Annotated in this window: 25 protein-coding genes; 12 read left to right on the top strand and 13 right to left on the bottom strand. The window is 61.7% G+C overall.

All coding sequences use genetic code 11. From position 1 onward, the window contains the following. Window positions 1-12: 12 nt before the first annotated feature. The 3 genes from AT959_RS21345 to rluD form a co-directional block, all read right to left on the bottom strand. A complete protein-coding gene (locus AT959_RS21345) occupies window positions 13-1,233 on the bottom strand; it encodes a methyl-accepting chemotaxis protein (protein ID WP_066879402.1) in 1,221 nt (406 codons plus the stop codon). Window positions 1,234-1,360: 127 nt separating this feature from the next. Further along, a complete protein-coding gene (pgeF, locus tag AT959_RS00675) occupies window positions 1,361-2,086 on the bottom strand; it encodes a peptidoglycan editing factor PgeF (protein WP_066879406.1) in 726 nt (241 codons plus the stop codon). Next, a complete protein-coding gene (gene rluD, locus AT959_RS00680; protein ID WP_066879408.1) occupies window positions 2,079-3,035 on the bottom strand; it encodes a 23S rRNA pseudouridine(1911/1915/1917) synthase RluD in 957 nt (318 codons plus the stop codon). The genes pgeF and rluD overlap by 8 nt, the downstream gene beginning before the upstream one ends. Between rluD and AT959_RS00685 the strand changes: the two genes are divergently transcribed. Further along, a complete protein-coding gene (locus tag AT959_RS00685) occupies window positions 3,034-3,861 on the top strand; it encodes an outer membrane protein assembly factor BamD (protein ID WP_276203648.1) in 828 nt (275 codons plus the stop codon). The genes rluD and AT959_RS00685 overlap by 2 nt on opposite strands. Window positions 3,862-3,924: 63 nt before the next feature. On the opposite strand, the gene AT959_RS00690 is transcribed toward AT959_RS00685, so the two are convergent. Genes AT959_RS00690 through AT959_RS00705 form a run of 4 tightly spaced genes read right to left on the bottom strand, consistent with a single transcriptional unit; the run spans window position 3,925 to window position 11,458 of the window. Further along, window positions 3,925-6,315 carry a protein kinase domain-containing protein gene (locus AT959_RS00690; RefSeq protein ID WP_338032486.1) on the bottom strand — a complete coding sequence of 797 codons (2,391 nt, stop codon included), beginning with the start codon at window positions 6,313-6,315 and terminating at the stop codon, window positions 3,925-3,927. Next, window positions 6,312-6,743 carry a DUF3293 domain-containing protein gene (locus AT959_RS00695; RefSeq protein WP_066879414.1) on the bottom strand — a complete coding sequence of 144 codons (432 nt, stop codon included), beginning with the start codon at window positions 6,741-6,743 and terminating at the stop codon, window positions 6,312-6,314. Before AT959_RS00695 ends, AT959_RS00690 begins: the two co-directional genes overlap by 4 nt. Further along, window positions 6,727-8,061: a DNA recombination protein RmuC gene (locus AT959_RS00700; RefSeq protein WP_083518129.1), complete on the bottom strand. Its 1,335-nt coding sequence runs from the start codon at window positions 8,059-8,061 to the stop codon at window positions 6,727-6,729. The genes AT959_RS00695 and AT959_RS00700 overlap by 17 nt, the downstream gene beginning before the upstream one ends. 4 nt (window positions 8,062-8,065) lie before the next feature. Next, window positions 8,066-11,458, bottom strand: coding sequence for a DUF748 domain-containing protein (locus AT959_RS00705; protein ID WP_083518130.1), 3,393 nt, complete (start codon window positions 11,456-11,458; stop codon window positions 8,066-8,068). 79 nt (window positions 11,459-11,537) lie between these two features. Here AT959_RS00705 and AT959_RS00710 point away from each other — a divergent pair, with 79 nt between their 5' ends. Genes AT959_RS00710 through AT959_RS00720 form a run of 3 tightly spaced genes read left to right on the top strand, consistent with a single transcriptional unit; the run spans window position 11,538 to window position 13,308 of the window. Further along, the gene (locus AT959_RS00710; RefSeq protein ID WP_066879420.1) at window positions 11,538-11,936 is read left to right on the top strand and encodes a hypothetical protein; all 399 of its coding nucleotides are present in this window, start codon (window positions 11,538-11,540) and stop codon (window positions 11,934-11,936) included. Window positions 11,937-11,966: 30 nt separating this feature from the next. Continuing rightward, on the top strand, window positions 11,967-12,923 hold the full coding sequence (locus AT959_RS00715; protein ID WP_066879423.1) for a diguanylate cyclase: 957 nt from the start codon (window positions 11,967-11,969) through the stop codon (window positions 12,921-12,923). Continuing rightward, entirely contained in the window at window positions 12,916-13,308 is a 393-nt protein-coding gene (locus AT959_RS00720) for a response regulator (protein WP_066879426.1), read from the top strand. The genes AT959_RS00715 and AT959_RS00720 overlap by 8 nt, the downstream gene beginning before the upstream one ends. Here AT959_RS00720 and gloB read toward each other — a convergent pair. After that, window positions 13,305-14,060 carry a hydroxyacylglutathione hydrolase gene (gloB, locus tag AT959_RS00725; protein WP_066879429.1) on the bottom strand — a complete coding sequence of 252 codons (756 nt, stop codon included), beginning with the start codon at window positions 14,058-14,060 and terminating at the stop codon, window positions 13,305-13,307. The two genes, AT959_RS00720 and gloB, sit on opposite strands and share 4 nt — an antisense overlap. A gap of 28 nt (window positions 14,061-14,088) precedes the next feature. Between gloB and AT959_RS00730 the strand changes: the two genes are divergently transcribed. From AT959_RS00730 to AT959_RS00750, 5 genes are read left to right on the top strand one after another with little or no spacing between them, the layout of a single operon-like run. Continuing rightward, on the top strand, window positions 14,089-14,805 hold the full coding sequence (locus AT959_RS00730) for a class I SAM-dependent methyltransferase (RefSeq protein WP_066879501.1): 717 nt from the start codon (window positions 14,089-14,091) through the stop codon (window positions 14,803-14,805). Continuing rightward, window positions 14,795-15,241 carry a ribonuclease HI gene (gene rnhA / locus AT959_RS00735; protein WP_066879431.1) on the top strand — a complete coding sequence of 149 codons (447 nt, stop codon included), beginning with the start codon at window positions 14,795-14,797 and terminating at the stop codon, window positions 15,239-15,241. The genes AT959_RS00730 and rnhA overlap by 11 nt, the downstream gene beginning before the upstream one ends. Before the next feature lie 2 nt (window positions 15,242-15,243). Beyond that, window positions 15,244-15,957: a DNA polymerase III subunit epsilon gene (gene dnaQ, locus AT959_RS00740; RefSeq protein WP_066879434.1), complete on the top strand. Its 714-nt coding sequence runs from the start codon at window positions 15,244-15,246 to the stop codon at window positions 15,955-15,957. Between the two features lie 5 nt (window positions 15,958-15,962). Then, complete coding sequence (locus tag AT959_RS00745) at window positions 15,963-16,853, top strand: esterase/lipase family protein (RefSeq protein WP_066879437.1); 891 nt, start codon at window positions 15,963-15,965, stop codon at window positions 16,851-16,853. Next, complete coding sequence (locus AT959_RS00750; protein ID WP_066879440.1) at window positions 16,850-18,154, top strand: M18 family aminopeptidase; 1,305 nt, start codon at window positions 16,850-16,852, stop codon at window positions 18,152-18,154. Before AT959_RS00745 ends, AT959_RS00750 begins: the two co-directional genes overlap by 4 nt. An 11-nt stretch (window positions 18,155-18,165) precedes the next feature. Here AT959_RS00750 and AT959_RS00755 read toward each other — a convergent pair whose 3' ends face one another. Both AT959_RS00755 and AT959_RS00760 read right to left on the bottom strand, forming a co-directional pair. Continuing rightward, window positions 18,166-18,501: a hypothetical protein gene (locus AT959_RS00755; protein WP_066879443.1), complete on the bottom strand. Its 336-nt coding sequence runs from the start codon at window positions 18,499-18,501 to the stop codon at window positions 18,166-18,168. Continuing rightward, window positions 18,498-19,160 (bottom strand): c-type cytochrome, encoded by a 663-nt coding sequence (locus tag AT959_RS00760; RefSeq protein ID WP_066879446.1) that lies wholly within the window; start codon window positions 19,158-19,160, stop codon window positions 18,498-18,500. The genes AT959_RS00755 and AT959_RS00760 overlap by 4 nt, the downstream gene beginning before the upstream one ends. Before the next feature lie 86 nt (window positions 19,161-19,246). On the opposite strand from AT959_RS00760, the gene AT959_RS00765 reads away from it, so the two are divergent. After that, complete coding sequence (locus tag AT959_RS00765; protein WP_066879449.1) at window positions 19,247-20,521, top strand: ATP-binding protein; 1,275 nt, start codon at window positions 19,247-19,249, stop codon at window positions 20,519-20,521. Continuing rightward, window positions 20,518-21,051, top strand: coding sequence for a response regulator transcription factor (locus tag AT959_RS00770; protein WP_066879452.1), 534 nt, complete (start codon window positions 20,518-20,520; stop codon window positions 21,049-21,051). Before AT959_RS00765 ends, AT959_RS00770 begins: the two co-directional genes overlap by 4 nt. 93 nt (window positions 21,052-21,144) lie before the next feature. On the opposite strand, the gene AT959_RS00775 is transcribed toward AT959_RS00770, so the two are convergent. Genes AT959_RS00775 through AT959_RS00785 form a run of 3 tightly spaced genes read right to left on the bottom strand, consistent with a single transcriptional unit; the run spans window position 21,145 to window position 22,696 of the window. Beyond that, a complete protein-coding gene (locus AT959_RS00775; RefSeq protein WP_240481650.1) occupies window positions 21,145-21,609 on the bottom strand; it encodes a copper chaperone PCu(A)C in 465 nt (154 codons plus the stop codon). Between the two features lie 14 nt (window positions 21,610-21,623). After that, the gene (locus AT959_RS00780; protein WP_066879458.1) at window positions 21,624-22,226 is read right to left on the bottom strand and encodes an SCO family protein; all 603 of its coding nucleotides are present in this window, start codon (window positions 22,224-22,226) and stop codon (window positions 21,624-21,626) included. 2 nt (window positions 22,227-22,228) lie between these two features. Further along, window positions 22,229-22,696: a hypothetical protein gene (locus AT959_RS00785; RefSeq protein WP_066879461.1), complete on the bottom strand. Its 468-nt coding sequence runs from the start codon at window positions 22,694-22,696 to the stop codon at window positions 22,229-22,231. A 193-nt stretch (window positions 22,697-22,889) separates the two neighbouring features. Here AT959_RS00785 and nosZ point away from each other — a divergent pair. After that, on the top strand, window positions 22,890-24,421 hold a 1,532-nt coding region (gene nosZ / locus AT959_RS00790), incomplete at its 3' end, for a Sec-dependent nitrous-oxide reductase (protein WP_066879464.1).

Raw genomic sequence — 24,421 nt, forward strand, 5'->3', positions numbered from 1 at the left:
TGAACACTTTCCTCAGAAAAGCTCGATATCGGAAGCGTCCGAGTTTTTCGCAGCGTTGCCCAGCAGCTTGATCGAGTCGCTCTTCTGATGCGAGTCGACCAGCAAAGCGACCAGTTTCTCCGAACGCTTCTTGAAGCGCAGCAGACCATCGGCCTCGCTCTGATCCTGATGCAGGCCGAGGAAGGCATGCAGGTACTGGCCAACGTGCAGCATGCGCTGGGTAATCCGCGTCATGCGCTGGGTCACCAGGTCCTCGAACTGGATGGCGAGTACTCCTTCCTGGGTCAAGCCATGCATCCGCTCGGTGACTTCGGTAATGTGACGCGAGTGCTGACGCGCCTTATCGGTCAGCGAGAGCATTTCCTGGCCGAGACTGATCAGCGTCGCCTGGGAGTTTTCGGCAACACTCATGTCGGTCTTCGCCGCCTCTTCAACACGACCACCGACCGTACTCAGCGAATTGACGATATCGCCGAGAGCCTGACGAATTTCGACGTTGAAGGCACTGGTCCGGGCCGCCAGATCGCGCACTTCGTCGGCCACCACGGCAAAGCCGCGACCAGCCTCGCCGGCCCGTGCAGCTTCGATCGCCGCATTCAGGGCGAGCAGATCGGTTTGTTTGGTAATGCCGGCGATATCGTTGAGCTTGCTCGAAATCGTCGTTACCTGATCCTGGATCTGCTCGAAACCACTGGCGATTTCAACGCTGGCTTCGCGCAAGTCGCCCATTTTCCTGACGAATTCGGCAATCAGCGTTCGCGTTTCCTCGAAAAAGCGCTGCAAGCCGACCTGTTCGCGACTGGTTTCAGATTCGGAACCGGTCATGTCGAGCAGTTCGTCGATCAATGACTTCAGAACCTGGCGCTGATCGGAAGAGTTGGATTCGAGGCCGGTCAGGCTTCCCGACAGCGTACTCACCGAGTCCCGGATAATCTTCTGCGCGCCCTCGATCTCCCGCTCCAGATCGGCGAATTGCAACTCGGCATGGGCCATCGCCTCGTTCGAGAGGACGTGGTACTCGCTCATGATGTTTTCAAGATTCTTCATGTTCTGGCTTTGCCGGGATTTCCAGCGCCCCCGCTCCCGATGCGAAAGCATCGTCGCGCCAGCGATCAGGGCGAGTGGCAGTAGCAGCAACACTGGCGACAAGGCTCCGACAAATTGCCCCCAGCCCCAGATCCCGGCCAGCGTGACAATGGTCAACCAGGTCAGAAGGTCGTCAATACGTTTCATCTAGAAGTCTCGATTGCATGACTGAAAAAGCCCCCTGCAACCGGCAGGGCAGCGCATTAGGCAATATGTTACTTGGCCCGGCCTTGATCCATGGCAAGGATGGCCCGCTATTTGACCAGACAAGTCGCTAGACCAGCCAGATCAGACTGGCCATGCGGCCGGTCACCCCGTCCCGCCGGTAGGAGAAAAAACGGGCGGCATCACTGACGGTACACAGCTCGCCGCCACTGATCGAGCCGAGACCGAGCGATGAAAGACGCTGGCGGGCCAGGAGATAGATGTCGGCCAGCCACTTGTCCCCTCCATGACCGACGAAAGCGGCAGCGGCGAGCGGATCACGGGCAACGAAGGCAGTACGCACCTCATCCCCCACCTCGAAGCAGCTCGGGCCAATGGCCGGGCCAAGCCAGGCGAGGAGTTCGCCCGGCGGCACACCCATGGCTGCCACCGTCGTTTCCAGCACGCCGTCCAGCAAGCCACGCCAACCGGCATGGGCGGCGGCGACGACACTGCCTGCCCGGTCGCAGAAGAGCACCGGCAGACAATCGGCCGTCATCACGGCGCAAACGGTACCGGACCGGCGGGCATAAGCGGCATCGGCCTCGGGCATTTTTGCCGAAATATCAGCGTCGACCGCAGCAATGCCATGCACCTGGCGCAACCACAGCGGCTCAGCCGGCAAATGCCGACGTAGCAGGGCACGATTGGCCTCGACATGGACGAGGTCGTCCCCGACATGATCACCCAGATTCAAACTGCGCCAGGGCGCCGCACTGCAGCCACCGCTACGCAGGGTTTGCAGCGCCCGGACGTTGGCCGGGACCGGCCAATCCGGGACCAGCAACTCAGCCATAACGCAGTTGGTCGAGCAGATCGCGCATATCTGCCGGCAGCGGCACTTCCCACTGCATTTTAAGCCCGGTCAGCGGATGCACCAGGCCGAGACGGGTGGCGTGCAGCGCCTGGCGGTGGAATTCCGGCAACTTCGGGTTGCGCTTGCCGTAGACCTGGTCGCCAACCAGCGGATGATGGATGGCCGCCATATGGACACGGATCTGGTGGGTACGCCCGGTTTCCAGCGAGCACTCGACGAAGGTGGTATAGGTAAAGGCTTCGAGGATGCGGATGTTGGTGATTGCCGGCTTGCCGCCCCGATTTTCCGGCACCACGGCCATCTTGATGCGCAGCGACGGATGCCGGCCGATTGGCTCGTTGACCGTCCCCTCATGCTTCATCGCGCCAGCCGCCAGCGCCAGGTAGATGCGCCGCACGGTGCGGGCCTGCAACTGACGGACGAGGTCGGTCTGCGCCTCCAGCGTCTTGGCGACGACTAGCAGGCCACTGGTGTCCTTGTCCAGCCGATGCACGATGCCGGCCCGCGGCACCGCCTCGATGCCCGGCACGTGGTGAAGCAGCGCATTCATCAGCGTACCGCTCCAATTGCCGCTGCCCGGATGCACGACCAGCCCGGCCGGCTTGTTGATGACGAGCAGGGTTTCATCTTCGAAGACGACATCAAGCGGAATATCTTCCGGCTGTTCGGCCAGCACATGGGCCTCCACCGGTGCCTCGACGAGCAGGCGCTCGCCACCGAGCAACTTGCGCTTGGGTTCGCTCTCGACTTTTCCATCAACCTGAACGCAGCCTTCCCGCACCCAGGCTTGCAGACGGTTACGGGAATGCTGCGGCAGCAGTTCAGCCAGCACCTGATCAAGACGCCGACCGTAGCTGGCGTCAGGAACCGTCAGGTGGAGCGGCTCAGTTCGGCTATAATCGCCGGAATCTTCAATAGGATCGTTCATGATGCGAAGTTTACCCGCATTCCAGTCATTCCCCGCCCTCTTCCGTCTGTTCCTGGCACTTTTCGTCGCCGGCGTCATGGCTGGTTGCAGTTCGTTCGGCAATGGTCCGGATGAAACCGCCGGCTGGTCAGCCAGCAAGCTTTACTCCTCGGCCAAGGACTCGCAGGAAGATGGCGCCTGGGACAAGGCGGCCAAATACCTGGAAAAGCTGGAATCGCGCTACCCCTACGGCCGCTTCGCCCAGCAAGCCCAGCTTGAACTCGGCTATGTCTACTGGAAGGGCAATGAGCCCGGTTCGGCGCTGGCCGCCTGCGACCGCTTCATCAAGCTGCACCCGAACCATCCGGCCGTCGATTATGTCTATTACCTGAAAGGCCTGATCAACTTCAACGAAGATCTCGGCTTGGCCGGCTTGATCAGCACGCAGGACCCGACCGAACGTGACCCGAAGGCAGCCCGCGATGCGTTCGATGCCTTTCGCGAACTGGTCATCCGTTTCCCGAACAGCAAATACACACCGGATGCCAGCAAGCGCCTGAACTATCTGGTCAACGCGATGGCCTCGCAGGAAGTCAACGTCGCCCGCTACTACATCAAGCGGGGCGCCTACATTGCAGCGGCCAATCGCGCCCAGATGGCGATCAAGACCTACCCGCAGGCCCCGGCCAACGAGGAAGCGCTGTTCGTCATGATCACCGCCTACGACAAGCTGGGCATGACCGATCTGCGCGACGATGCCGACCGGGTGCTGCGCCAGAACTATCCGAACAGCCGTTATTACAAGGATGGCCTGGAGCGCAAGGTGGCCTGGTGGAAGCTCTGGTAAGACGACCAGCCAACTGCTAGCAAGACAACGATGCCCGCCCTGCGGGCATCGTGCTTTCCGGCCTCAGCTTCCCTGCTTGATCGCCAGCACCGCCTGATTGCGCAGCGTGCGCAGCAGCGACAGTTCCTTTTCGGGAATATCGATCCCGCCCGGCTCGTCACGATCGGCGTAGATCAGGGCTACCGGGTTGCCCTTGATGTTGAGCGGCAAGAGCACGAAGGAATGGGCCGGCACGGCCTTGCGATACCAGTCGGGAATACGGCTGGCGATCTTGGGATCGTTGATGTCGCTGATCAGGATATCGGCCCCCTTCGAGGTTGCCGCATGGAAGATGTCCGGCGTGAAGGTCAGCGGGAAGCGAAAGGCCTTGGCGATCTCGTTGGCCTCGGGCCCAAAGCCGAAACGCCCCTGCATGCAGCCGCTCTTGGCATCGCGGATGCACAGCACGACGCGCTTGAACCCCATCGCCCGGTACATGGTTTCGAGAATGATGCGCAGGATGTCGTTCAGCTTGAAGCCATCGACCAGCGTATTGCTGATGTCCTGGATACCGGCCGTCAGGATGGCTTGCGCATCGACCACCGCCCCGCCCGGATCATCCGGATCGCTGGTGCCGAGCGGGCCGCTCTCGCGGAGCAGCGTGCCATTCATCGAATCATCGCCATTTGATGCGTCGACCGCAGCCCTGCCTTCCTGGGCGCTGCCGCGGGCAAACTGCCGCATCTGCTTGCCGAACGTGGTCTGCTGCAGATTGAGATGAATGATGCGGGCGAATTCGGCAATTTCCTCGACGGCCCGTTGCACCGTCTGCTGCAATTCCTTCTGATCGAGCGACACGGCGCTGGCAAAGCGGGTCATCGCCTTCTTCATTTCCCGGTCACGCGCTTCCGGTGTCGCCTGGGCAATCACGTCGCACAATTCGTTGGAGTAGCCGGATAGAACACGCAGGCGCTCCTCCTGCGTCACTGGCTTCTTGACGGGGCCGGCCGGCAGTTTGCGCATGGTGCCGACGATCAGTGGCGGAAAACCCCATTGGCGGGCGATGGCGATGCCCATATCCTCGAAGGAAATCCCCAGCACCTGTAGCGCAGCATTGTCTTCGCTGCAATTCTTCTGCGCCATGATGCGGCGGATCTCGTCCGACTCCTCGGGGAAATAGTATTGCGACAAAAGGCGCCCCAGGCTGTGGAACAGTGCGCAGATGAAGGTCTGCTCCAGATCGCGCATCTGCGCCACCGCACTGATGTCCTTGGCGAGAATGCCGGCCAGGTTGGCACGCAGGAAATCTTCCTTCAACTGGTTGGCATTCGACTTGTTCTGCAGGTGCTCGAACAACAGCACGGTAATCGCTATATTGCGTACCGCCTCGAAACCTAGGACGATCACCGCCCGCGACACGGTACTGATGCTGCCGCCACCGGCCGGCCGGAAATAAGCCGAATTGACCAGGCGCAGAATCTTGTTGGTCAGCGCGAAGTCCTTGAGGATGGAATTGGACAGCTTGTTGATGCTCTCCGTCTCGCTGTTGGCAATCTTGTTGATCGCACTGACCGATTCCGACAGAGCGGGGAAATCGCTCTTGTGGCGCATGCGACGGAGCAGGAAATCGAGCGTTGCCTGTTTGCCGCCGGCGTTTTGCGCCGCGTCCTCTTCCGGGTCGAGATAATTGTCGAGCGCCTCGGCAAACTGCGTCGCCGACTGGTAGCGCACCGACGGGTCACGGGCCAGCGCCTTGTACAAAATACCGCTCAAACGCTCGTCGACCGCAGCACTCGCCGGCAATTTGACATCTTCGTTGGCAATCCGGTGCATGACCTGGAAGATGTTGCTCCCTTCCACGGCGCGCCGCCCGGCCAGCATCTCGAACAGGATCAGGCCAGCCGCGAAAACATCCGAGCGTTCGCTCGACTCGCGCTTCTCGACATATTCAGGCGCCATGTAGGCTGGCGTCCCCGAATACTCGTCGGCCGACTCGCTGACACTGCCGAGACGGGTGGCGATACCAAAGTCCATGACGCGCGGCGTGCCGTTTTCATCGAGCAGGATATTCGACGGCTTCAGATCCCTGTGGATGATGCCCTGGGCGTGAGCCTGCGCCACGGCGTCGAGAATCGGCCGCAGAATGCCGACCGCCTTGACGGCCGACAGTGCGCCGCAGTCACGCAGGAACTCGGCCAGATTCTTGCCCGGCACATATTCGAAGACCAGGTAGAGATCGCCGCCGTCCTCACCGGCCTCGTAGATCGGTACGATGTTCGCATGGCGCAACTTGCCGACCGTCCGCGCTTCATCCAGCAATACCTGATTCTGCGCCGGGTCGGGCTTGCTGAAATGGACGGTCTTGATTGCGACCTCGCGTTGCAGTTGGGCATCGAAACCCAGATAAACCGTACTCTGGGCGCCTCGCCCCAACTCGCCACGGACCTCAAAACGACCGATTTTTTTTGCCATCATGCGTCGCCGTACTCAATCCAGAGCAGTCGCGGCACGCCATCGGCGCCGCCAAAAACCACCGCATTCTGGCCATAATCCTGACCCAGGGCACAGGCGTCTTCCGCCGCGATATCGGCGACGAAACAGCTTTCCTCGACCGGCCAGGCCGCGTCATCGGCCACATTCTCGCCGGCGTAGGGCTCGTAGTTACCCTCCAGCAGATCGCATTCGAGCAACGACTGTTGCTCCGCATTCTTCGCTGCATCCACCAACTGCGAACCCGGATTGCACGCCGTAATGATGGCAAAGTTCGACGCCCCAGCGGTTTCCAGCCAGCAACTCAGCTTTTCACAGGGCTGGTCGATACGCAGGTCGCAATGCCCCCCCGGCAAGAACACCCGGTAAGTTGTTGCGCGGTACAGCGCCTCCAGTTCACTCGTCTTCGCCATCAAACTCCACCACCCCAATCAATTGTTCCGATTCCGCCACCGGCAGCGCCTCGACTTCCTTTAGTTTGCGCGAGAGCTGACGGGTGCGGGTTTCTGCCTTGCTGATACTGCTGCTCGCTTCATCGAGCTTCTTTTTGGTATGCGCCAAGGCTTCGCCAAACTTGCCGAACTCGGTCTTCACCGCGCCGAGCACGGCCCAGACTTCGGCCGAGCGCTGCTCGATGGCCAGCGTCCGAAAACCCATCTGCAGCGTATTGAGCAACGCCGCCAGCGTCGTCGGACCAGCCAGGCTGATCCGGAAATCGCGCTGCAGCGTTTCGGCCAGGCCCGGCCGGCGCAGCGCCTCGGCGTACAGCCCCTCGATCGGCAGATAGAGCAAGGCAAAATCCGTGGTCTGCGGCGGCGCGACGTATTTGTCGCGGATGCTTTTCGCCTCGCTCTTCAGGCGCAATTCGATACCCTTGGCGGCATCCTCGACAGCCGCCGGATCGCCGCGCTCCTGAGCCTCGCTCAACCGCAGGTAATCCTCGATCGGAAACTTGGCATCAATCGGCAGCCAGACCACTGCGCCATCATCCTTGCCCGGCAGGCGAATGGCAAAGTCGACGCGCTCGTTGCTGCCCGGCCGCGTCGCGACATTCGCCGCGAACTGATCGGCGGTCAGCAATTGTTCGAGCAGCGCCGAAAGCTGCACCTCGCCCCAGGTGCCGCGCGTCTTGACGTTGGTCAGCACGCGCTTGAGATCGCCGACCCCGACGGCCAGCGTCTGCATCTCGCCCAGCCCGCGATGGACCTGTTCCAGCCGATCGCTGACCAGTTTGAAGGATTCGCCGAGGCGCTGTTCCAGCGTCGCATGCAATTTTTCATCGACAGTCCGCCGCATCTCTTCCAGCTTCGCCGCATTATCGGCCTGGATTGCGGTCAACCGCCCTTCAACGGCCAATTTCAGGCGTTCGAAACGTTCGTCCAGGCCGAGCGAAAAACGGTTCAGTTCACGGGCAAAGGCTTCGAGCCGCTCGCCCTGCAGCGTGCCGAACTGACCAACCTGGGTGCTCAGCGCCTGGCCGAGCAGGGTTGATGACTGGGCCCGCTCCTCACGGTCACGAAAGGCCTCCTCGGCATCTTCGCGCCGGCCGCGCGCCAGTTCCTCGCGCAACTCACGCTCGAGGCGCGCCAGGCCTTTTTCCTGCGCCTCCTGCAGGCTGCGCAAACGCAACTCATCGTCCGGGCGCCGCCCGCCGCGCAGCAGCACAACCACCTGCAGCAGGATGACGACCACGACCGCGGCGATCAGGGCAAGCCCCATCGTTTGGCTCATCGCATCATCTCAACGAAAAATCGACCCGGCTGGTCTTGGCTTTTTCATCGGCTTCGATCTTTGCCGGCAGCAGGAAGATTCGCTCGACCGGCACCTTGCCCGACTCGACCAGCCAGCCCTGTACCGTTTCGGCCCGGCGCACGGCCAGAGCACGGACATCGTCATCGCTCGCCGGCAAGTTGGTCAGCATCAGCTTTTCCATCTCCTCGACCGGCAGCTCCTTCTGCATGCCGACCATGTTGCGCGGCTTCGGGAACTTGGCTTCCTTGTAGGCCCGGGTCAGGTAGGTTTTATATTCTTCCGGCGCAATTTCAATACTTTCCAGAGAATCCCCCTCGCCGCTCTTCTTCAGCGTGTCCTTCAGCTTCTCGGCCTTCATGGCGCGTTCGATGGCAACCCGCTTGATGCCTTCCTTGTCGGCCTCCGGATCGGCCCGGCCGGTAATTTCCAGCTTCAGCGCGGCGCGCTCGTTCAGCGCCTTGGCCAACGCTTCCAGCTTTTTGCCGGCTGCCTCGTTGATCGCCGCCCGGCCCGGAGCGAACTCGACATTCGACAATTCCTCGCCGCTGCCGAACATCGAACCGAGCAATGCGAACGGGGAAGTGACCGCCTTGACGAACAGGTTGCCGATCACCTTGAAAATCAGGCCACCGACCGAGAACTCCGGGTCATCCAGCGAACCGGAAATCGGCAGGTTGAGATCGATCTCACCGCGATTGTTCTTGAGTAGCGAAATCGCCAGATTGACCGGCAGCTTGGTCGCATCCGGACTTTCGATCTGGTCGCCGAAAGTGAATTGATCAATGAACAGGCGGTTGTCGGCAGTGAGCAGGTTGTTCTCCAGCTTGTAAGCCAGATTCAGCGACAACTTGCCTTTCTCGATGGCGTAGCCGGCATACTTGCCGGAGTACGGCGAGAAGCCGACCAGATCGACACCGGTCACCTCCGCCTTTATGTCGAGGAATGACTTGGCAGCCAGCGGGTTGAGTTTGCCGGCTATCTGAACAGGCGCCGAGTTGGCATAACTACCCCGCAATTCGAGATCGGCCAGCGTATCGGCCGCCGATGACAGGCCGGAGATACGACCGCCGAGCTTGGTGACATTCACCGTGTAATTCGGCTTGACGAAAAAATCGGAGAAATTGACCGTCCCGTTTTGCAGCGTAATCTTGGCGATCTTGATCGGCACAACCGGTTTCGCCGCTACAGCCTCCTTGGCGGGCGGTTTGACGGCTGCCGTCTTGCTCGCCTCGGTCGGCCCCTGGGTCGGCGCCGGCGGGGCAACGACAACTTCGCCCTCCGGTTTTTTGACAATATCCTGAACGTTCAGTCGTCCGGCCGCATTGAGAATCAAACGGGAGTAAAAATCGGCGAGTGCGATTTCACCGACATTGATCGTCATCGGCTGCAACTGGAAATCGACGCCGCCGACATAGAGGGATTTCCATTTCAGGAAATCGGCACTGTTGATCTTGTCGACCGCAAGAAAATCGCCCAGCGTCAGCGAACCCTTGTAGCCGGCCTTCAACTCTCCCTTGTCGATGACGGCCGTGGCTTCGCCCTTGTTCGAGAACTGGCCGCGGCTCAGCGCGATATTCAATTGCTCGCTGAAATAGGGCTGCAGCGGCATCAGCGGGATCGCCTCGGTCTGGACCTTGAGGGCGACGCTGAGCGGCATGATCTGGACAGTGCCATCGACGTTCAGGTTGCCCTTCTTGTTGATCTTGCCCTTCAGGGAAACCGTGCCTTTTTTGCCCGGCTCGTTACCCAGGTGTTCACCGTGCAGGCTGAAGCCCTCCAGTTCCTGCACGGCGGCAGGGCGGGTCGTCTGATCCTCCAGACGGAAGGCCAGATCCTCGATGGAAAGCTTGGCGATAGCGCCAACCCACGGCCGTTCATCTTCGACTTTCTCTTTGGTGGCCCGGATCGTTTTCAGCACTGGCGAACTGACCCACTCGATCTGCCCTGTCTTATTGCGCAGCATGCGGGCCCGTGTCTGGCTGTTGCTCACTTCGGCAATATCAATCCGATGCGCCGGCAGATCGACGCGAATGCCCTTGATCTGCATTTTTTCGACCCGGAAACGCTCTCCGAGATCGACTTGATAACTGACCTCGCCAATTTCGATCGGCTCGACCAGTTTGCTATCGAGCCGGCCAACCACTGCTTGCAGATGGCGCACCTCGCCCACAACGGGTGCCAGTTTCGAATCGTCGTTCCAGCGCAGCAAACCGTCGGTCAGCACGAATTCCCCGAGCGACCATTCGAGCGGTTTAGCCGGCGAGCTTGTTGCCGCTGGCTTCTCAGTCGGGGCTTTGGCAGCCGGTCGGGCCAGTCTGTCGGCCAGCATCAGGATATTGAACTCACCCTGGCGGTTGACCGTAAGCGTTGCGTCCAGCCCGTCGAGCGTGATTCGCTTGATGGCGATTTTCCGATTGATCAGATCGGCATTTTCCAGATCGACATCCAGCCGCTTCCAGCCAATCAGCGGCTGGCCGCCGCTTTCGGCCAATGCCAGGCCGGAAACATGCGCGCTGCCGACGACAGCCAGCGAAAAGACCTGCTCGGAAAGCTCCCTGAAGACGATCTTCAACTCCGAGTCGAGCGTACCGGCGCCGAGATGCAGCGGCACCGAATCCGGCAGGTAGGGCTGGAAGCCCGCCAGATCGAAACGATCCAGGTCGAGATCGAGTTCGCTTTCATGCTTGCCGGCAAAGGGCTTGCTGCGCCCCTTCAAGGCCAGCGGGGCACCGTTGATGACGGCCGAAAAGCTCGGTTCAATATGGACTTCGGCCTGATACGGCAGGCTGGAGACAAAAGGCAGGCCGAGATTGATATTGCCGATCGTATGGACCTTGCCTTTGGGCTGATCGTCGAACTCGATCTTGCCGCCGATCACCTGAATATTGTTCAGGGAAAAACGGGGCAGCGGACTCTCCGGCTCCTCCTTCGGCTTCATCCACGCATCGAGCAGATCCGAAATGTCGTAGCGCCCCTCGCTGAGTCGCGCCACCGCCAGGCGTGGTCCCTGCAGGCGGATGGCATCGACGACAAGGCCCGCCTGAAAAACGGAGAAGGTCGACAGGTTGACGAACAGTTCGTCAAAGCCGGCCAGCTCCTTGCCCCCCTCGGCCTTGATCGACAAGCCGCTGATGCGGGCCGACAAGGCGAAGGGATTGATATCGATACTCTCGATGCTGACCTCGCGGTGCAGCTCGGTCGAGAGTTGCTTGAGCAAAATAGATTTTACGAGCGGCGGCGCGGCAAAAAAGCCAAACAGACCGAAAAGAAGCAAAAATCCGCCGAACCATTTCCCAAAACGCCGGCTGCGTGGGGAGTTCAACACGGCGCTGGCGCGCGACATCGTCGTCGAATTGGTGCCTGTTTCTTCAGCCATGATAATCTACCGGGTAACTCTATTTTGTATTTGTGTCGAATTTAGCACAATGACCCAGACCGAAACGCGGCAATAATTCATGAAATGGCTGTTTGACGAACTGAAGAATCTGGCTGCCCAGCTCAAGCGTGGCGAAACCTGGCTGGGCCTTGCCCTGCTGACCGGCTTCGGCCTGCTCACCTATACCGTCAGTCAGTTTGCCTTCAAGACCGACTCGGTACTGCGTTACCTGCATTACACCGCTGCCTCCTGCCGCGACCTGTCGAACGGGCCGATCATTTTCCTGTTTTGCGGGATGATTTTCTTTGGCCTGGCGGTCGTCGTCACCTTCGGCGAATTTCAGCGCTATTTCGACTGCAGGAAACGGGCCGGCCATTACGAGGCGCGCCAGGCCTTGATCCAGGGCACCATCTGGGGCCTGGTTGCCATTGGGATATCGGCCGCCGCGCTGCTGTTCTTCTGGACATATTGTCGTTAGACTTCGGGCGGCCAATTCTCCAAGTCCGCCATGAAAATCCTGATTGTCGAAGATACGCGCTCCAATCTGCTGGTTCTCACCCAGTATGTCGAGCGCTTGGGTGCGACGGCAGTCAAGGCTGAAACCGGTGCCCAGGCCATCGAGATTTTTCAGTCGGAACATCCCGATATCGTCCTGCTCGACGTCGTCCTGCCCGATACCGACGGTTTCGCCGTCGCCCAGCGCCTGCGCGGTCTGGAAAGAGCCGAAAACTGGACGCCGATCATCTTTCTCTCCTCGCTCGGCAAGGATGAAGACATCGAACGTGGCATCGCCTCGGGTGGCGACGACTACCTGCACAAGCCGATCAGCGAAGTCGTGCTCGGCGCCAAGATTCGCGCCATGCAGCGCATCATCCAGATGCGCACCTCGCTGGTCGTCCTCGCCCGCAAACTGGATACCGCCAATCAGGAACTGAAACGCCTGTCGGCCAGCGACGGCCTGACCGGCATCGCCAATCGCCGACTGTTCGACGAATACATTTCCCGCGAATGGCGTCGTGCCCGCCGCACCTCGAACAGCATTGCGCTGCTGATGTGTGACGTCGATCATTTCAAGCTGTTCAACGACACCTACGGCCACCAGGCCGGGGATGACTGCCTGCGTCAGGTCGCCGGCGTCATTCAGCGGACCATGGAACGCGCCTCCGACGTCGCCGCCCGCTATGGTGGCGAAGAGTTTGCGGCGATCCTGCCGGAAACCGCCATTGGCGGCGCCCTCTTTGTCGGCGAAAAAATCCGCCATGCCCTGCATGCCCTGAATATTCCGCACGCTGGCTCGCCGCACGGCCGGGTCACGCTCAGCATCGGCATTGCCGCCCAGGTTCCCGATACCGAAGGCCTGCACGATGACCTGATCAAGGCCGCCGACCGCGCCCTCTATCGTGCCAAGCACGAAGGCCGTGACCGGGTGGTCCGGGCCGATGCCATGCTGGCTGATCATGAATAGCAAACGAACGACCATCGTCATTGTCGACGACAACGACATGATGCGCGGCATCCTGCGCGGCATTTTGCGCGGCGAAGAATACGAAGTGATCGGCGAGGCCCGTAACGGCAACATCGCCGTCGACATGGCAGAACGCCTGAAGCCGGACATCATCTGCCTGGACGTCATGATGCCGGAAAAGGATGGCCTGGAAGCCTTGGTCGAAATCAAGGCCGCCCGGCCACTGACCGAAATCGTGATGATTACCGGCAACGCCGACCCCGACACCGTTCAGGAATCGATCATGAACGGCGCCAGCGGCTTTATCATCAAACCCTTCAATGCGGCCCGCGTCCTCGATGCGCTGGCCAAGGTGACGGCTCGCCTGCGCCAGAAAGCAGCTTAAAAGCTGTTCCGCCAGGCGCGGATGGCGGTGAAAATTGCCGTTTTTGAACGGTCGACCGCAGCATGTTGCAAACCGGCCGCCACGACGGCCGCTTCCTCGCAACGCAGGAAGGGATTGGTCGCTTTTTCCTCACCCAGCGTCGCCGGCACGCTGGACTGGCCAGCCGCACGCAGCGCCGCCACTTTCGCCACCCGCTGCTGCAAGGCTGGGCTTTCAGGCTCTACGGCCAGCGCAAAACGCAAATTCATTTCGGTGTATTCGTGGGCGCAATAAACCAGCGTCTCATCGGGCAGCGCGGCAAGCATCGCCAGCGAAGCCGCCATCTGTGCCGGCGCACCCTCGAACAGACGACCACAACCGGCACCGAACAGGGTGTCGCCGCAGAACAGGGCGGGCGCCGCGTAGTAGGCCAGATGGCCCAGCGTATGGCCGGGCACCGCCATGACCTCGACCGTCTGGCCGAGCACCTCGATCCGTTCGCCGCCGCGCAGGGGGTGATTACAGCCTGTGATAGACTCGGCAGCCGGGGCAAAGACCGTGGGCTGCCAGCGCTCGGCCAGTGCGCCGACGCCGCCCTGGTGATCGGCATGGTGATGGGTGATCAGGATGCTTTCCAGCGTCAGCCCCTCGGCCTCCAGCCGGGCGATGACCGGCGCCGCCTCGCCGGGGTCGACCACGGCAGCGTGCTGGCCCTGGGTCAGCAGCCAGATGTAATTGTCCTTGAACGCGGGAATGAGTGAGATCGTAAACATGCCGGAACTATCGAGCCAGGAGCAGCGGATGTCAATTCCCGGCCTCGATCGCTGGCTGAATACGGCCCAGGGACGTTACGTACTGAACTGGGAACAGGCGGTCCTCGACAACGCGGTGGCCGACGTTTTCGGCTTCAATGCGCTGCAATGCGGTCTGCCGCAATACGATTTCCTGCGCGCCAACCGCATTCCGCTGCGCCAACGGGCCGGCTGCACCGGGCCGGTCGATGTCCTCTGCGACCTGAGCGCCCTGCCCTTCGCCTCGCACAGCACCGACCTCGTCGTCCTGCCCCACGTCCTGGAATTCAGCGACGACCCGCACCAGATCCTGCGCGAGACCGAACGGATCCTGATTCCGGAAGGTCAGGTCATTATCGTCGGCTTCAACCCGCTGTCGCTGTGGGGCGCCAAGAAAACCCTGAAGCGGTCGGGTGAGTTCCCGTGGAACGGCAGTTACCTGTCGACCCAGCGCCTGCGCGACTGGCTCAAGCTGCTCGGCTTCGAAGTCGACGGCGGCACCTACGGCTGTTATGCCCCGCCCTGCGAAACCCAACAATGGCTGCAACGCTGGCAGATGCTGGAGGCGGCCGGCAATCGCTGGTGGAGCTTCTCCGGCGGTGTTTACATGCTGCGCGCCATCAAGCGCACTCACGCCATGCACTTGATTACTCCCAATTGGCGACAAAAGCCGGTGCGCGCCAAGGCGCTGCGCCCGGTGGCACACAAGGAAAGCGATGTCTGCTGAAGAAAACGTTGAAATTTTTACCGATGGCGCCTGCAAGGGCAATCCCGGCCCCGGTGGCTGGGGCGCGATCCTGCGCGTCGGGCCGCATGAAAAGGAAATGTGGGGCGGCGAGCCGGAAACCACCAACAACCGCATGGAACTAATGGCGGCGATTCGCGCCCTCGAAGCCATGAAGCGGCCGATCGCCGGCAAGGTCTACACCGACTCGCAGTATGTGCTGAAAGGCATCAGCGAGTGGATCCACGGCTGGAAACGCAACGGCTGGAAAACGGCGGACAAGAAGCCGGTGAAGAATGCCGACCTCTGGCAACGGCTCGATGCCCAGGTCAAGCCGCACAAGCTGGAATGGATCTGGGTCAAGGGCCATGCCGGCCACCCGGAAAACGAACGCGCCGATGCGCTGGCCAACCGCGGCATCGACGAATTGAAGAGATAAGCATGCGACAGATCGTTCTCGACACCGAAACCACCGGCCTCGACCCCCGCTCGGGCCATCGCATCATCGAAGTGGCCTGCATCGAGATGGAGAATCGGCGCTTGACCGGCCGCCATCTGCATAAATACACCAACCCGGAACGCGAGATCGACGCCGGCGCCCAGGCGGTGCACGGCATTTCGCTGGAGTTCCTCGCCGACAAGCCGAAGTTTGCCGACATCGTCGATGAGTTCCTCGAATTCATCAATGGCGCCGAACTGATCATCCACAACGCGCCGTTCGACATCGGCTTCCTGAATGCCGAACTGCGCCGCCTTGATCGCGTCCCGGTCGAAACCGTCTGCAACGGCGTCATCGACACGCTGCGCATGGCCAAGGACCTCCATCCGGGCAAGCGCAACAGCCTGGACGCGCTGTGCGAACGCTACGAAATCGACAACTCCAGCCGCACGCTGCACGGCGCGCTGCTCGACACCGAACTGCTGGCCGACGTCTTCCTGGCCATGACGCGCGGCCAGAACAGCCTGATGATCGAGCCGGATTCGGCCCCCCGCCCGCAACTCGGGGCGGATGGCGTGGTTCGCCAGCGCAAGCCGCTCATTGTCCGCCGAGCGGCGCCCGATGAGATTGCCGAGCATGAACGGGTGCTGCAGGTGATCGACAAGGAATCCAAGGGCGCCTGCATCTGGCTGCCGAAAACCGAAGTGGCGGCCTGAACAGCATGGTTCCTGTTTCGCTGCTGCTCTGGATGGCGCTGGAAATCTCCGGCTACCTCGCCCTCGCCCGCCTTGGCCTGCATCTCGACTGGCCCTACGCGATTGCCTTGGCGATCGGCACCCTGCTCGGCGTGCGCGCCAGCATCAATGCCGTGACCTGGATGTTCGGCATGGCCTTCGCCTCGCCGGCGCCGCGCCTCGGCTTTGCGAGTACGGCCCGGCTGATGTGGGACGAATACCTGGCTTTCCTGCTCACCTTCCTCATCGTGCTGCCGCTCGAACGCCTGTGGATGCCGGCCGATCGCCTGCCGTCCGGCCGCCCGGTCGTGCTGCTGGTGCATGGCTACGGCTGTAGCCGCGGGGTCTGGTGGAAACTGCGCCGGCGCTTCGAAGCCGCCGGCTACGCGGTAGCCAGCGTCAGCCTGGTGCCGCCCTACACCAGCATGGGCAAGATGGTGCCGCTGCTCAACCAGCGCATCGAAGCCGTCTGCGCGGCGACCGGCGCCAAGCAGCTGACCCTGGTCGCGCATAGCATGGGCGGCTTGGTCTGCCGTTCCTACCTGGCCCGCCACGGTAGCAGCCGGATCGCCAAGCTGGTGACGCTCGCCACCCCGCACGCCGGAACCGAAATCGCCCGCGTCGGCTTCGGCCAGAACGCCCGCGAAATGGAACCCGATTCATTGTGGCTGCAGGACATGGCCGGCGAAACGCCGAAAGTGCCGGTCGTCAGCCTGCGCAACCCCTACGACAACTACGCCATGCCGCAGGACCGCCAGCGCCTGCCTGGCGCCACCGATGTCGAGCTGCCGGCCGTCGGCCACATCGCCATGCTCTACGACTCACGCGTCGCCGAAGCCCTGCTCGCCGCCTGCAGCAAGGAAGGAAACCAACGATGATCATCCCCGCCACTGCCCGCACCCAGGCGCAAGACCTGCTCGACTTCATCGACGCCAGCCCCAGTCCGTGGCACGCCGTCGAAAGCTGTGAAAACCGCCTGCAAGCGGCCGGTTTTTGCCGTCTGGAAGAAGTCGACCGCTGGCATCTGGTTGCCGGCGGCCGTTACTACGTCGTCCGCGGCGGCGCCTCGATCATCGCCTTCATCGTCGGCAGTCAGCCGGCTGCCGAAAGCGGGCTGCGCCTGATCGGCGCCCATACCGACTCGCCGGGCCTGCGCCTCAAGCCGAAACCGGCGGAGGACGCCGCCGGCATGGTGCGTCTTGGCGTCGAAGTCTATGGCGGCCCGCTGCTCGCCACCTTCGCCGACCGCGACCTGTCGCTGGCCGGCCGGGTCAATGTCCGCACGGCGGACGGCTTCTTCACCCGCCTCGTCCGCTTTGCCGAGCCGCTGCTCCGCCTGCCCAATCTGGCCATCCACATGAACCGCGAGGTTAACGAAAACGGCCTCAAGTTCAACAAGCAGACCGAATTGCCGCTGCTGCTCGGCATTAGCGAGGAAGGGGGCAGCGCCGACCGCCGTTTCCGCCAGCCGATTGCCGCCGCGCTCGGGGTCGAGGCCGACGACCTGCTGACTTGGGAACTGAATGCCTACGACACGCAAAAAGGCACGTTCTGGGGTGTCGACCGCGAGTTCGTCGCCAACAGCCAGCTCGACAACCTGGCCTCCTGCCACGCCGCGCTGAATGCCCTGCTCGCCACGCCAGAGCCGGCAGCAACCTGCCTGATTGCCTTCTTCGACCATGAGGAAGTCGGCAGCGAAAGCGCCACCGGTGCCAGCGGCAGCTTCATCGCCGACCTGGTCGGTCGCCTCGCCGGCCAGGCCGGGCTGGATGGCGAAGACCAGCGCCGGATGCTGGCCCGCAGCTTCTTCATCAGCGCCGACATGGCGCACGGCTGGCACCCGAATTTTCCGGCCGCCTACGAGCCTTGCCATCGGGCGCTGGTCAATGCCGGCCCGGTCATCAAGAGCAACGCCAACCAGCGCTACAGCACCAGCGCCGATACCGCCGCCCGCTTCATGGCGCTCTGCGACAAGGCCGGCGTGCCCTGCCAGCAATATGCCCACCGCACCGATCTCGGTTGCGGCAGCACGATCGGTCCGATTGTCGCCTCGCGCCTCGGCATTCCCAGCGTCGATGTCGGCTCGCCGATGTGGGCCATGCACAGCATCCGCGAAAGTGCCGGCGTGCTCGACCATGCTTATATGATCGCCGCCCTGAGCGCCGCCTTTACCGACTAATCAACTGGCGCCTATTCCGGCGCCAGCTTGTTGCCCATCATCTCGTTGCAGGTCGCCCGGCCGAAGGTTTCCGCCTTCTTCGGGCTGGAAATCTGCGGCTCTTCGTAAATGCGCTGGATGATCAGGTTGGTGATGCGCGCTCCGTCGCTGCCGTCCTCCTCGAACAGCTTCATCGGCCGGCCCTTGTCGCGATTGTAGAAAGCCTGCAGGGCATGGTCGCGAACGCGCTCGCAGAAGCGGATGCGCTGGGCATCCGGCATGCTGTCGTCGACCGGCGCCGGGTGACCATGCGCCCAGGCGCTGCTGGCGAGTACTGCCGCAATGGTGGCCAGCGCATAGCGCTTCATTCCTTCGGCTCCTGGATCGAGGTCAGATAGGCCAGGATGTCCTGGATATCCTGCGCCTTCAAACCATTCAGCACGCCAACCGTGCCCTCTTCGTCATGCGGCCGATCGCCCTTCAGATAGAGCTCGACCTGGCGCTGCAGGTAATTGGTGTACTGGCCGACCAGCATCGGGAACATGCCGCGGCCGCGCCCCGTCTTGCCGTGACAGGCCGCACACTGCTTCTTGTAAAGCTTCTCGCCATTGTCGAGGTCGCCCTCGGCGCGCGGGATGATCATCACCTTCTCGGCCATCAGCAGCTTGGTCAGCGCATCTTCCTTGCCGGTATAAGTCGGCATCTTGGTATCCAGCTCGATGCCGGTCAGATAGGCGGCGATATCCTTGATGTCGGTATCCGACAGTTCGCGCTCCTGGGTGTAGGGGAACATCGGGATATTGACCCGGGTCCGCGCCCGGAAATTCTTCAGCTGGGTTTCGATGTATTTGACCTGCTGGCCGGCAATGCGCGGGTATTCACCCTTCTTGCCACCCTGGCCGTTGTCGCTGTGGCAGGCGGCACAGGTGCCGTTGATTTCCTTGCCTTTTTCGAGGTCGACCGCAGCAACCGGGTTGGCGGACAACATACCGGCAAGACACAGGGCAAAAGACAGGCGTTTCAACATGCAAGATCACTCCAAGGCAGACTGCGGCTAATTGTCGCACGCGACCAGCATCTGAAAATTGACACAAATCACGCATAATTCGCCCCATGCCTTTCATCTCCTGTGCTGCCGACGGAACCGACCACCTGGCCAACCTGCGCCGACTGGTCGCCAGCCGCTGGATCGTGCTGGCCCTGATGTTCCTGCTGGTGATGATCGCGCCCGGCCTGCTCGACATTCCCATCCAGCAAATGCCGCTGCTCGCCGTGCTGGCCATCACGCTGTGCTTCAATGCCGCCGTCCATTGGCGGTTGCGCCAGGCCCGCAGCGCCACGCCTTATGAACTGTTCAGCCAGTTGCTGATCGACATTTGCGCCTTGGGCGCCCTGATTTTTTTCAGCGGCGGCGCCACCAACCCGCTCGTCTCTTTGCTCCTGCCCTCGGTGGCGATTGCCGCGCTAACCCTGCCCGGGCATTGCGTGCTCGGCATCGGCCTGATCGCCGTCGTCGCCTACTCGCTGCTGATGGTTTTCTACATTCCGCTGCCGATGCCAGATGCGACGCGTGCCACCCGCCTGCACCTGATCGGCATGTGGCTGACCTTCGTCGTTTCGGCGACGATGATCGCCTGGTTCGTGGTCCGCATGACCCGCCTGATCCGCCTGCGCGACGCCGAACTGGCGGCCGCCCGCGAACAGGCCTTGCGTGACGAACGGGTGATGGCGATGGGTACGCTGGCTGCCGGCGCCGCCCACGAACTCGGCACGCCGCTCGGCACCATGGCGCTGCTCGCCGGCGAACTGGCGCACGAGTTTGCCGACAACCCGAACCTGCCGCAGACGGCCCGCGACGATATCGCCCTGCTCCGCCAACAGATCGGCGTCTGCAAGGACATCATCACCGTGCTCTCCCGCCGCGCCGGCGCCGAACGTCTGGAAAACGCCCAGAAGGAAGCCGCCGATCGCTGGCTCGATGCCATCCGCCAGCACTGGCACGCTGTCCGGCCACAAGTCAGCTGCCGGCTGGTGCTCACCAGCGACGGCCCGGCCCCGGCCATCCTGGCCGACCCGCGACTGGAGCAGGCCATCCTCAACCTGCTCAATAATGCCGCCAACGCCAGCAAGCCACTCCCCCTCGAACTGCGCCTCGGCTGGTCGAGCCATGATCTCTGCATCGACATTCGCGATCATGGCCCCGGCTTTCCGCAACACGTGCTGGAGCGCGTCGGGCACAGCACCTTCCCGCCGCACGAGCGCGGCAGCGGCATCGGCCTGATGTTGACCAGTGCCGCCATCGAACAGCTTGGCGGTCGCCTGACCCTGAGCAATCCCGACGACGGCGGCGCCCTGGCCCGCATCGAACTTCCCCTGCCCGGACCATGAACGACATGACCCTGATCATCGATGACGACGCCGCCTTCAACGGCGTTCTCGTCCGCACGCTGGAACGTCGCGGCTACCCGGCGCGCGGCGCCCTCGACCCGGCCAGCGCCCTCGAACTGGCGCGCCGCGAGTCGCCGCCACGGGTCGTCCTCGATCTCAACCTGAATGGAGCCTCCGGCCTGGCGCTGATCCCGGAACTGCTCGAAATCAACCCGGCCTGCCGCATCGTCGTCCTGACCGGCTACGCCAGCATCACCACGGCAGTAGACGCAATCAAGCTCGGCGCCTTTCAATACCTGGCCAAGCCGGTCGAAATCGAAGCCATCCTCGGCGCCTTCGACGACGAAGAAAACGCCGATGTCGACTTCGCCGCCCCGGACGAACCGCTCTCGGTCAATCGCCTGGAGTGGGAACATATCCAGCGCGTCCTCAACGAAAACGACGGCAACATCTCGGCCACGGCGCGCGCCCTGAAGATGCATCGCCGGACCCTGCAGCGCAAACTCGGCAAACACCCGGCCAAAAGCTGAAAGGGCCGGAATCATCCGGCCCCCTCTTTGAAAAATGGCATTTTTCCGGCGTTGACCGCAGGACTGCGGTCAACGCACGGAAAACACCGATTTTCAGTGCTTGTGTTCCATCGGCATGCTGGCGGCCGGCATCGGGCGGACGACCTTGGCCTCGACCACCTTGCTGCTGCCGTCATCAAAGCTCAGCGTGATCGGCACGACATCGCCTTCCTTCATCGGCGCCTTGAGGTCGATCATCATCACATGCAGGCCGCCCGGCTTGAGCACGGCCTCACCCTTGGCCTTGATGTCGATCGCCGGTACCGGGCGCATCTTCATGACACCACCTTCGTTGAGATGGGTATGCAACTCGGTAACCTTGGAAACCGGGTTGTCAGCCTTCAGCACCTTGATGTCCTTGTCGCCGTTGTTCTTGATGACCATGAAGGCACCGGTCGCCGGCGCATTGGGCGGCGCCAGACGAACGTAGGGGTCTTGCACCGAAACGTTATCGGCGGCACCGGCCAGGGCACCGGCCGAGAAGATCAGGCCGGCGGCGAGCAGGGAAAGTTGTTTCATTGAATTGCACTCCTTCAGGGTTGGTTCAAATACTTGCGTAGCGCCACCACCACCTGGTCCGGCGGCGTGGCATGGGCAATCTTGCCGGCCAGCTTGCCATCCGGCCCGACGATATAGGTGTCGGCCGAATGATCGACGACATAGCCGCCACCCGCCGTATCGACCCGCTGCTTGGCGTAGAAGGCACCATAGGCCCGGGCGATGTCGGCCAGGCTTTCCGGCGTGCCGGTGACGCCAACGATGGCCGGGTGGAAGAAATCAACATACTCCTTCAGGCGAGCCGGCGTATCGCGCTCCGGATCAACCGAGATGAAGACCATCGCCACCTTGGCCAGCTCTTCCGGCTTCAACTGTTTCAGGCCCTCGGCCGTGGCGACCAGCGAAGTCGGGCAGATGTCCGGACAATAGGTATAGCCGAAATAGACGAGCACGACCTTGCCCCGGTAGTCGCTCAGCGATACCGGGCCATTGACCGACTGCAAGGTGAAATCGCCGCCATTGGCCGAAGCGAGCTTGGGCAACTGCCATTCCGTCGGCTCGGGGTGCCAGAACAAGCCGAGCCCGACGACCAGGGCGGCAAGAAGGGCGGCAATCGCCAGCAGGATGCGTTCTGACATGCTTAGTGGGGAACTCCGGAAAAACGATAGGGAATGGCAATCCGCTGGTTGCCGCTTTCGATCAGCACCGTCGCCTGCCAATCCATCTCGCCGGTAATGCAGACCGGCAGGTTGGCCTCGGCCACGAAGCGGCCACCGCCCTGATCGACCAGCACCGGCCGGTTCAACCCCATGTTCATGTCGATGCCGGTGAAATCGACTTCGACCCGCGACGCTTTCAGGCCGCTGATCGCTACCTGCACCTTGAACGGCTTGACCATCGGGATCGGCAGGACGCTCGACGACAATTCGACCCGCCCCCCCTCCGGCAGCACTGCCGCGCAGGGCAGTTTGTGCAGATCGCAGCCGGCCTCCGGCTGCACGGTCAAATCCGCTTTGGGCAACAGGATGGGCGAAAGTTTGTAACCAACGACGACCACCAAAGCGATCAGCAGGATACCGATCGCATCAATCAGGATTTTCTTATTCACTGGACTAGCACAGGCCTTTCGCCACTGGAGCAGGCTGCATTTTCCTTCAAGGAAGCCTGCAGGAATTAGCAAAGATCAATTTTTTCACAACTTGGCTGGAATACAGTGTGCGGCAAATTGTCGCAGCGGCTGTAAAGGTTGCTGCGCCGATGGGGGACTAGAAGTGATCTTCTTATCAAGTGGGAGAAATCAGATGAATAAATTTGCAGTCAAAACGACCGTGATGCTCGTCGCAGCCACGATCGGCCTCGGCGCTGCCACCTCGTGGGCCGCCGAATCGCTGCAGGACGTGATGAAGCGTCGTGGTCTCAGCCAGCAGGATCTGCTCGCTGCGTCCAAGACCTATGTCCCGACCGGCAAGCGTGACGAATTCCTGGCTTTCAGCTCCGGTGGTCAGTCCGGCCAGGTCATCGTCTATGGCATTCCGTCCATGCGCATCCTGAAGTACATCGGCGTCTTCACGCCGGAACCCTGGCAGGGTTATGGCTTTGATGAGAATTCCAAGGCCGTGCTGCGTCAGGGCAATATCGACGGCAAGGAAATCAACTGGGGCGATACGCACCATCCGGCCATTTCCGAAACCCAGGGCAAGTACGACGGTCAGTTCCTGTTCATCAACGACAAGGCCAATCCGCGCCTCGCCGTGATCGACCTGCGTGACTTCGAAACCAAGCAGATCGTGGTCAACCCGATCTACAAGTCGGAGCACGGTGGCGCTTTCGTGACGCCGAATACCGAGTATGTGATCGAAGCCGCCCAGTACGCTGCGCCGCTTGAGAACAAGAAGTTCTATCCGCTCGAAGAGTTCAACGAGAAGTATCGCGGTGGCGTGACGTACTGGAAGTTCGACCGCAAGGAAGGCCGCATCGATCCGAAGGAATCGTTCTCCCTCGAACTGCCGCCGTACTCGCAGGATTTGTCGGATGCCGGCAAGGGCCCGTCCGAAGGCTGGTCGTTCACCAATTCGTTCTGTTCCGAGCGTTATGTCGGCGGTATCGAGAAGGGTCGCCCGCCGTATGAAGCCGGTTGTTCTGCCAAGGACACCGACTATCTGCACGTGATCAACTGGAAGAAGGCGGCCGAGCTGGTTGCTCAGGGCAAGGCCAAGAAGATCAACGGCCACAATGTGCTGATGATGGAAACGGCAATCAAGGAAGGCATCCTCTTCCTGATTCCGGAACCGAAGTCGCCGCACGGTGTCGATGTTACCCCGGACGGCAAGTTCCTGACCGTGGCCGGCAAGCTCGACACGCACGTCTCGGTCTACTCCTTCGAGAAGATCCAGGCCGCGATCAAGGCCAACAAGTTCGAATCCAAGGATCCGTACGGCATTCCGGTGATCGGCATGAAGGATGCGCTGCACACCCAGGTGCAGTTGGGTCTGGGCCCCTTGCATACCCAGTACGATTCGAAGTCCTGTATCGCTTATACCTCGCTGTATGTCGATTCGCAGGTCGTGAAGTGGGATCACTGCCAGGGTAAGGTGCTGGACAAGATTTCCGTGCATTACAACATCGGTCACCTGGTGACGATGGAGGGTGACTCGGCTGATCCGAAGGGCCGTTATCTGGTGGCTTTGAACAAGCTGTCGATCGACCGTTTCAATCCGGTTGGCCCCTTGCATCCGCAGAATCACCAGCTGATCGACATTTCGAACGACAAGATGCAACTGTTGTACGACATGCCGCTGCCGCTGGGTGAGCCGCACTATGTGGTGGCCATCGA

The organism is Dechloromonas denitrificans (assembly GCF_001551835.1).
Lineage (GTDB): Bacteria > Pseudomonadota > Gammaproteobacteria > Burkholderiales > Rhodocyclaceae > Azonexus > Azonexus denitrificans.

Excerpts from the sequence above, each read along its gene's own strand:
- gloB (WP_066879429.1), bottom strand. The coding sequence starts at position 14,060 with ATGTTTACGATCTCACTCATTCCCGCGTTCAAGGACAATTACATCTGG.
- AT959_RS00695 (WP_066879414.1), bottom strand. The coding sequence starts at position 6,743 with ATGGCGAAGACGAGTGAACTGGAGGCGCTGTACCGCGCAACAACTTAC.
- AT959_RS00715 (WP_066879423.1), top strand. The coding sequence starts at position 11,967 with ATGAAAATCCTGATTGTCGAAGATACGCGCTCCAATCTGCTGGTTCTC.
- AT959_RS00750 (WP_066879440.1), top strand. The coding sequence starts at position 16,850 with ATGATCATCCCCGCCACTGCCCGCACCCAGGCGCAAGACCTGCTCGAC.
- AT959_RS21345 (WP_066879402.1), bottom strand. The coding sequence starts at position 1,233 with ATGAAACGTATTGACGACCTTCTGACCTGGTTGACCATTGTCACGCTG.
- AT959_RS00705 (WP_083518130.1), bottom strand. The coding sequence starts at position 11,458 with ATGGCTGAAGAAACAGGCACCAATTCGACGACGATGTCGCGCGCCAGC.
- AT959_RS00685 (WP_276203648.1), top strand. The coding sequence starts at position 3,034 with ATGATGCGAAGTTTACCCGCATTCCAGTCATTCCCCGCCCTCTTCCGT.
- AT959_RS00745 (WP_066879437.1), top strand. The coding sequence starts at position 15,963 with ATGGTTCCTGTTTCGCTGCTGCTCTGGATGGCGCTGGAAATCTCCGGC.
- AT959_RS00730 (WP_066879501.1), top strand. The coding sequence starts at position 14,089 with ATGTCAATTCCCGGCCTCGATCGCTGGCTGAATACGGCCCAGGGACGT.
- AT959_RS00765 (WP_066879449.1), top strand. The coding sequence starts at position 19,247 with ATGCCTTTCATCTCCTGTGCTGCCGACGGAACCGACCACCTGGCCAAC.
- AT959_RS00690 (WP_338032486.1), bottom strand. The coding sequence starts at position 6,315 with ATGATGGCAAAAAAAATCGGTCGTTTTGAGGTCCGTGGCGAGTTGGGG.
- AT959_RS00770 (WP_066879452.1), top strand. The coding sequence starts at position 20,518 with ATGAACGACATGACCCTGATCATCGATGACGACGCCGCCTTCAACGGC.
- AT959_RS00780 (WP_066879458.1), bottom strand. The coding sequence starts at position 22,226 with ATGTCAGAACGCATCCTGCTGGCGATTGCCGCCCTTCTTGCCGCCCTG.
- dnaQ (WP_066879434.1), top strand. The coding sequence starts at position 15,244 with ATGCGACAGATCGTTCTCGACACCGAAACCACCGGCCTCGACCCCCGC.
- pgeF (WP_066879406.1), bottom strand. The coding sequence starts at position 2,086 with ATGGCTGAGTTGCTGGTCCCGGATTGGCCGGTCCCGGCCAACGTCCGG.
- AT959_RS00700 (WP_083518129.1), bottom strand. The coding sequence starts at position 8,061 with ATGAGCCAAACGATGGGGCTTGCCCTGATCGCCGCGGTCGTGGTCGTC.
- AT959_RS00775 (WP_240481650.1), bottom strand. The coding sequence starts at position 21,609 with ATGAAACAACTTTCCCTGCTCGCCGCCGGCCTGATCTTCTCGGCCGGT.
- AT959_RS00720 (WP_066879426.1), top strand. The coding sequence starts at position 12,916 with ATGAATAGCAAACGAACGACCATCGTCATTGTCGACGACAACGACATG.
- AT959_RS00710 (WP_066879420.1), top strand. The coding sequence starts at position 11,538 with ATGAAATGGCTGTTTGACGAACTGAAGAATCTGGCTGCCCAGCTCAAG.
- AT959_RS00755 (WP_066879443.1), bottom strand. The coding sequence starts at position 18,501 with ATGAAGCGCTATGCGCTGGCCACCATTGCGGCAGTACTCGCCAGCAGC.
- AT959_RS00760 (WP_066879446.1), bottom strand. The coding sequence starts at position 19,160 with ATGTTGAAACGCCTGTCTTTTGCCCTGTGTCTTGCCGGTATGTTGTCC.
- rnhA (WP_066879431.1), top strand. The coding sequence starts at position 14,795 with ATGTCTGCTGAAGAAAACGTTGAAATTTTTACCGATGGCGCCTGCAAG.
- rluD (WP_066879408.1), bottom strand. The coding sequence starts at position 3,035 with ATGAACGATCCTATTGAAGATTCCGGCGATTATAGCCGAACTGAGCCG.